A 2,705-nucleotide genomic window follows, 5' to 3' on the forward strand; every position below is an offset into this window, starting at 1 on the left:
TGTTTTGTTGTTGTGTTACAGAGTCCACAGATCCTGAACCTCCTTTCGTTGCGGGAGGCGTCGATGGGTGATAGGGGCGGGGGGGGCCGGGGCTGGGTTGGGGCCCGGGCGCCGTCCCGAGTGCTCCCTGGGGGGCGCGCGGGGGGGGGGGGGGGGGGGCCGGGTGGGGGCCGCGGGCCTGCAGCGGCCGGGGGCGCGCCCGCCGTACCGCGGCCCCGTGGAGCTCGTGGAGGCGGGCCGGCAGTTCGCCACGATGCTGGAGCACGAGGAGCACGGCCGCCCGCTGGACGCGACGCTGCTGTGGGTGATGCTGCGGCTCGACATCCCGTACCGGGTCGGCCGCGACGTCCCGCTCCTGCTGCGCTGGCCCGTCGCCCGCCCGGCCGGGCGCCGGTCCCACTGCGCGGCCACGCTGGCGGACGCGTCCAGGGGCGCCGACCTCGGGTCGCTCACCTATGAGGCGTACGCGGTGGACCCGGAGCAGTACGCGCGCACCCGGGCGCGGTGACCCGCGCCATGAGGTTCCTGACGCTCGCGCCGCGCCCGCTGTTCGTGCTGGGCGCGGGGCTGCTGACCTGCGGGATCGTCCTGCACGCGGGACGCGGTACCACGCTGGGGACGGCCGCGGCGGCGCTGCTGGCGGGCTACCTCGGCTGGCTGCTCCTGGAGGCCCCGGTGACCTTCCGGCGCTCCGCCGCCCCGCCCGCTGACGCCCGGACGCTGCTCCCGTACGCGGCGGCCCGCCTCCTGCTGGTCGCCGGCGCGTCGCTGCGGCCGCCGCCCTGGGACCGCTGGACGCCGTGGCTGCTCGTCCCCGCCGCCGTGTTCGCGGCCGGGGTGGCGCTGCGGCAGGCCGCGATCCGCGCGCTCGGCCGGTTCTACTCGCACCACGTCGTGCGGCAGGACGGCCACCGGGTGGTCACGGACGGGCTGTACGGGATCGTCCGGCATCCGGCGTACGCGGGCATGCTGCTCGCCAACCTCGGCTTCACGGTGTTCTTCGCCGGCCCGGTGACCGTGGCGGCGCTGGTCCTGCTGGCCGGGGCCGTGGTGTGGCGGATCCGGGTGGAGGAGCGGGCGCTCGACGACGTTCCGGGCTATGCGCAGTACGCCGCCGGAAGGCCGCGCGTGCTGCCGGGAGTGTGGTGACGATGAGCGAGATCGGGCACAAGTTCGCGCGGCTGGAGGCGCTGCGCGCGGCGGGGTTCCCCGTGCCGGGCTTCTTCTGCCTGCCGGCGGGCGAGTTCGACCGGGCGCTCGGCGCGCTGCGGCTCCCGCCCGTCTCGGCGGTGCCGGTCGAGGACTGGTGCGCGTCGGCGGCGTCGGCGCTGTCCAAGGCCGTCCCGGACGGGGACCTGGCCACCGGGCTGCTGGACGCCTTCGACGAGCGCATCGGCGCCGGCGGCATGGCGGCCGTGCGCGCCTGCGTCGTGCCGGGCGCGGACGGCGGCGGGGGAGAGGACTCCGAGGACGACCCGTTCGCCGGGATGAGTGACAGCTTCCTGTACGTGCGGCGGGACGGGCTGCTGGAGGCGGTGGCGCGCTGCTGGGCGTCGGCGTTCAAGGCCGAGGCCGTCCGCTACCGGACGCACAAGGGCGTCGATGCCGCGAGCGCCAGGGTCGCCGTGGGCGTCCAGCGCATGGTGCCGGGGACCCGCTCGTTCGTCGCGTTCACCCGCGACCCCCGCGACGGGACGCGGCACCACATCATCGCCGCCGCGTACGGGATCGGTGAGGGCGTCGTCCAAGAGAAGGCCGACATCGACCACTTCTTCGTCGATCCGATGACGGGCACCGTCCGAACCGAAGTCGTGGCAAAGCGACGCATGGTCGGGCCGCCCGCCGACGGCGAGACCGACCCGCGAGTGGCCGAAGTGCCGGAGAGACTGCGGGTCGCCCCAGTGCTGACCGACGAGGAGGCACAGCAGGTGGCCGAACTCGCCGCTCGCGTGGAAGACCACTTCGGCCGTCCGCAGGACATCGAAGGGACGTTCACGCCCGATGGCGCTCTCCACCTCGTCCAGGCACGGCCGCTCGCCAAGAACGCGCAGGACGACGGCCCGCGCGTCCACTGGGGCAACCACAACATCACCGAAAGCTTCCCGGGCGTGTCGGGCGCGCTCACCTACTCGCAGGCGCGCATGTTCTACGAGCTGGCCTTCACCGACCTGTACCGGCGGATGGGCGTGCCCGCGCGGCGGCTCCGCGCGCAGGCGCACCGCCTGCCGCGCATGATCGGGCACCTCGACGGCGGCGTCTACTACCGGCTGGACGACTGGCAGGAGCTGCACGGCCGGCTGCCCGTGTTCGACCTGATCCGTGCCGGCTGGGAGGACGGCATGGGCATCACCGGCGAGGTGCGTGCGGCGCGCCGCCGGTCGCGGGTCCGGGCCGCCGCCTCCCTGCCCATGACCGCCGTGCGCGCGGCCGGGCACCGCCGCGCGACCGCGCGCTTCCTGCGCTGGTGGGACGGCGTGATGGCGGAGGTCCACGACCCGGCCGCCCGCCCGCTCGCCGAGCGGCCGCCGGACGAGCTGATCGCCCTGTACCGGCGGGTGTGGGCGGCGGTGTCGGCCCGCCGGGGCGTCCCCCTCCCGCACACCCTCTTCGGCCTGCCCTCCATCCGCCACGGGACCCCCCGCCCCCGCCCCTGGGCCGGCGCGGGCCCCCACCCGCCCTCCCGCCCGCCCATCCCGCGCCCCCGG

Annotated in this window: 3 protein-coding genes; all 3 read left to right on the forward strand. The window is 75.9% G+C overall.

Going from position 1 to position 2,705, the window contains the following annotated elements; genetic code table 11:
* The first annotated feature begins 217 nt into the window (after positions 1–217).
* Entirely contained in the window at positions 218–508 is a 291-nt protein-coding gene (locus HUX53_RS36880) for an AfsA-related hotdog domain-containing protein (protein ID WP_176407908.1), read from the forward strand.
* A gap of 8 nt (positions 509–516) precedes the next feature.
* On the forward strand, positions 517–1,149 hold the full coding sequence (locus HUX53_RS36885) for an isoprenylcysteine carboxylmethyltransferase family protein (protein ID WP_176407909.1): 633 nt from the start codon (positions 517–519) through the stop codon (positions 1,147–1,149).
* Positions 1,150–1,151: 2 nt separating this feature from the next.
* The coding region (locus tag HUX53_RS36890) for a PEP/pyruvate-binding domain-containing protein (protein WP_303623198.1) at positions 1,152–2,705 on the forward strand (1,554 nt) is incomplete at its 3' end.

Source organism: Actinomadura sp. BRA 177 (assembly GCF_013372625.1).
Lineage (GTDB): Bacteria > Actinomycetota > Actinomycetes > Streptosporangiales > Streptosporangiaceae > Spirillospora.

Bases quoted from the DNA above. Each gene is read 5' to 3' on its own strand.
- HUX53_RS36885 (WP_176407909.1), top strand. From the start codon at position 517: ATGAGGTTCCTGACGCTCGCGCCGCGCCCGCTGTTCGTGCTGGGCGCG.